Origin of the sequence: Sutterella sp. (genome assembly GCF_052272535.1) — a bacterium.
Classification (GTDB): Bacteria; Pseudomonadota; Gammaproteobacteria; order Burkholderiales; family Burkholderiaceae_F; genus Sutterella.
The window spans coordinates 1-3621 of the sequence record NZ_DAVZJY010000224.1 but is presented as its reverse complement, the minus strand read 5'-3'; the positions used below and the strand labels follow the sequence as shown (position 1 = coordinate 3621).

The 3621-nt window shown below is 70.3% G+C and carries 4 protein-coding genes; 2 read left to right on the top strand and 2 right to left on the bottom strand.

Annotation, left to right across the window (positions count from 1 at the left end; translation table 11 throughout):
* Window positions 1-448 (bottom strand): FAD-binding protein (locus tag ACT6Y9_RS09470; RefSeq protein ID WP_443744342.1); only part of this gene is annotated, 448 nt, incomplete at its 3' end.
* Between the two features lie 276 nt (window positions 449-724).
* Between ACT6Y9_RS09470 and ACT6Y9_RS09465 the strand changes: the two genes are divergently transcribed.
* Window positions 725-2587, top strand: a complete 1863-nt coding sequence (locus tag ACT6Y9_RS09465) for a sensor histidine kinase (protein WP_443744341.1) — start codon at window positions 725-727, stop codon at window positions 2585-2587.
* Window positions 2588-2598: 11 nt separating this feature from the next.
* On the opposite strand, the gene ACT6Y9_RS09460 is transcribed toward ACT6Y9_RS09465, so the two are convergent.
* The gene (locus ACT6Y9_RS09460) at window positions 2599-3249 is read right to left on the bottom strand and encodes a response regulator transcription factor (protein ID WP_295478967.1); all 651 of its coding nucleotides are present in this window, start codon (window positions 3247-3249) and stop codon (window positions 2599-2601) included.
* A gap of 311 nt (window positions 3250-3560) precedes the next feature.
* On the opposite strand from ACT6Y9_RS09460, the gene ACT6Y9_RS09455 reads away from it, so the two are divergent.
* Window positions 3561-3621: twin-arginine translocation signal domain-containing protein (locus tag ACT6Y9_RS09455; RefSeq protein WP_443744343.1), on the top strand; the 61-nt coding region annotated here is incomplete at its 3' end.

Below are 3621 nucleotides of genomic sequence, written 5' to 3'. Positions count from 1 at the left end.
TCGCGAACTTGACGCCCACGACGTTCTTCAGCCACTCCATGTCTTCGCCCACGTGCGCGCAGTAGGCGTCGACCAAGGCCGGATCAGCGCGGTTTTCCGACACCTTCATCATGTCGGCGCGGAAGGCTTCGAGCGTCTCCTCGTGGCCTTCGGCCTTCTGCTGGGCCGTCCCCCAGGCGGCGATGCCGCCCGAAGCGTAGAGGGAGTTGCCCGCCGGGCACTCCATCTTCTCGAGCACGACGGGCTTGAGGCCGAGGTCGAAGGCCTCCACGGCGGCGATGAGACCGCCCGTGCCGGCGCCGAGAATCACGACGTCGAAGTCGTGCTGCGCGGCGGGTTTCTTCGCGGGGGCGGCGGGGGCGGCCGCCTGCGCCTCGTGTGCGGCTGCGACGCCGAGGGCGGCGCAGGCCGCGGCGCTCTTCTTGATCCAATCACGGCGGGTGAGCATTCTGGTGTTCCTTTGATGTGTAAGCTGAGGGGGTCTGGGGGCCGGAGGGCGGGCGCCTTTTGGAAGGAGCCGGGCGCCTTCAGTCCGCATGAGGCGCATTCTTCCCTCAGGGCCTGCCTAGGCATGGGCGGAAATGCGCAAGAAAAGGCCGAAGGGCCGCGGGCGGCGAAAGATCCGCCGCGTAGACTTTTCCCCCTTGCCGAGCGGCGCCCATCTGCGTTCACGGGTGGCCCAGCCTCCACCGACCATTCCCCCTCCGTCCTCAGTTCTCAACCCATGCGAACCGCCGCCATCGTCTCCGCCCTTGCCGCGGCGCTCTTCTGCGCCGGTCCCCTTCCGTGCGCAGGCGCGCCCCTTTCGGACGAAGCCTGGACCTCGGAGGCGCCGGACTTCACCGTCGGACGCGTGCTCGCGGCCCCTGAAGGCCCCAGCGACCCGTCGCGCCCGATGGTGCGGCTCGCCGTCTCGCCCTTTGCGTACCCGAACAGCCACTACCCGTTGATCGAGCGCACGATCGCCGCGCTCAGGAAGGTCTTCGGCGCGGGGAACTTCGAGGCGTACCTGAGCTCGGGGAACCCGAGCGACATCGAGAACGCCGACCTGATCCTCGCCTCCACGGGCACGTACCTGCGCATGCAGCGCAAGGGCGCGCGGGACCTCGTCACCGCGGTTTCGAACCTCGCGCCGGACCCGAACCACGCCGAAGGGAGCCTCTTCATCACGTTGAAGAGCCGCGGGGACATCAACACCTTTGCGGACATGAAGGGCCGGCGGCTCGTCACCACGGGCCCCAACGCGTTCGCGGGCTACCACATCGGCCTCGCGGAGATCGCCGCACGCGGGGAAGACCCCGATGCGTTCTTCTCCGAGCGCATCTCAACGGGCTACGACATGCGCCGGGAGCTCTCGGCCCTCCGGATGAACGCCGCCGACGTCGCGATCGTGCGCACCTGCTTTCTCGAAGAGCTCGCGCGCTCTGGGGTCGACGTCTCCGACGTCAAGCCCATTGCAGTGAAGGACGACGTGCACCCGGCGCACTGTCTCTCTTCGACCCCCCTCTACCCGAACTGGTCCGTGCTCGCCACGCCGCACCTGCCCGCGACGCTCGCCCGCGAAGCGGCCCTCGCGCTCCTCTCGGAGCCGCGCGACGCCGACGGCCTCGGCTGGGGAATCGCCACGGACTTCAGGTCCGCCGACCTCATGTACCGCTCGATCCGGCGCGGGCCCTACGAATACCTGCGCACCTGGACCTGGACGCGCTTCTGGGACGAGTACCGCGAGTGGATCCTCCTCGCCCTCGTCCTCGTCCTCGGCCTCGCGCTCCATGCGCGGCGCACGCAGCACCTGGTCGACGTCCGGACCGCGGAGCTGCGCCGGGCGCTCGACGAGCAGCGGCGCACCGAAAGGCGCGCCGCCGAGGCGCAGCGCCGCATGGAGGATCTCGCCCGGGCGGGCGCCGTCGGACAGATGTCCTCGATGATCGCGCACGAACTGCGCCAACCGCTCTCCACCCTCACGGGCTACGCGCAGGGGGTCGAGCGCCTTCTCGACCGGCCCGGTCCCGTCGAGAAGGACCTCGTCGCACAGGGCGTCTCCATCATGCGCCGGCAGGCCGAAACGGCCGAGGCGATCGTGCGGCGGGTGCGTGAATACGCCAAGGGCGCAGGGAGCGAGCGCACGGAGCTCGACCTCGGGGCGCTCCTCAGCACGACCGCCGACACGGTAAACGCCGCGCGGATCTCCGCGGTGCCCGTCCGGACGGAAGCCCCCGACGCTCCGGTCTGCTTCTGGGGCGACCCGCTGGAATTGGAGCTTGCACTCGAAAACCTCATGAAGAACGCCCTCGAGGCCGTCGCGGGCGTCCCGAACGGGGCGGTGACCGCCCGGCTCCGGCTCGACCGCGCGGGCGAGTCGCCGCGCATCGTCATTGAAGTATCGGACAACGGTCCGAGGCTCTCAAACGAGGCCTTTGCGGCGCTCTTGGGCGTCCATTCAAGCAGCAAGCTCGACGGCCTCGGCCTCGGGCTCTCCATCGTGCGGCTGATCGTTGAAAACCACGGCGGGCAGCTCCTCTTCGTGCAGCTCGACCCGCAGGGGCTCTGCGCGCGCGTGATGCTCCCCGAGGCGGTGAAGCGCTAGCGCGAGGGAAGTCACCGCACGGACACGCCCGCCGCGGCGCTCTTTTCGCGCCAGGCGTCGATGCGCTCGAAGAAGGCGGCGATGTCCGCGGGTTCGCTCAACCCGAGTTTTTTGAGCCCCGACGCGCGGTAGTGGTCCACCGTGCGGCGCGAAATCGAGAGCCGCTCGCCGATCGTGCGGCTCACGAACCCTCCGCCCACGAGCCGCGCGATCTCCTCCTCGCGGTCGGTGAGCGAGCGCCAGCGGCGGACTTCCTCCTGCAGGTCCGTCATGCCGCCCTTCTTCGCGCGGTCCCGGGCGACGGCGCGGGCCACCGCCGGAAGGAAGGTCTCGGGCTTCATGGGCTTCTGGTGGAAGTCGCACGCGCCCTCGCGCATCACGTAGACGGCCATGTCGACGTCGGCATGGGCCGTGAGGAAGATGATCGGCACGTCGTAGCCGCGCATGCCGAGAACGTTGAAGAGCTCGATGCCGGAGAGCCCGGGCATCTGCACGTCGAGCACGAGGCAGCCGCCGCGGCTCGGCGAGTCGGCGGCGAGAAACGCCGCGGCGCTCTCATAGGCCGCGACGTCGTAGCCTTCGCAGCGCAGCATGAAGGCGAGCGAGTCGAGCAGCTCCCGGTTGTCGTCCACGATCCGCACGAGCGGGGCTTCGGTCGTCATCTTCTCCTCTCCTCGGGGGGCGTCGCGGGAGGGCGCGCCCGCGCCGCTCCTTCCGGACGGGAAATCTAGCACGGGGCCGCCCGGCATCCCGCCCCGCGGCCGTCCCTGGGGAGCCTTTTGAGCGCGCTTCGGCGCGCCGTCTTGCCCGGGCGCCCCCCTGCCTAGGCAGGGGCGGGGACGAGACTTTCCGGCAGATCGACGCAGGAGCGCGGCCCAGCCGCCGCGCACGCCGCCGCAAGACCCCCCCCCGCCCGTGCCGGGCGGACCGATACCGGCCCCCCGCAGCACGGCAGCCACCAGGAGACATCATCATGCCGATTCTTTCCCGCCGCTCATTCCTTCAGGGCGCCGCCGCCGCCGCGGCCGCGGCCG

What these genes read in the sequence shown, in the direction of transcription:
- ACT6Y9_RS09465 (WP_443744341.1), top strand. Translation starts at nt 725, where the DNA reads ATGCGAACCGCCGCCATCGTCTCCGCCCTTGCCGCGGCGCTCTTCTGC.
- ACT6Y9_RS09460 (WP_295478967.1), bottom strand. Translation starts at nt 3,249, where the DNA reads ATGACGACCGAAGCCCCGCTCGTGCGGATCGTGGACGACAACCGGGAG.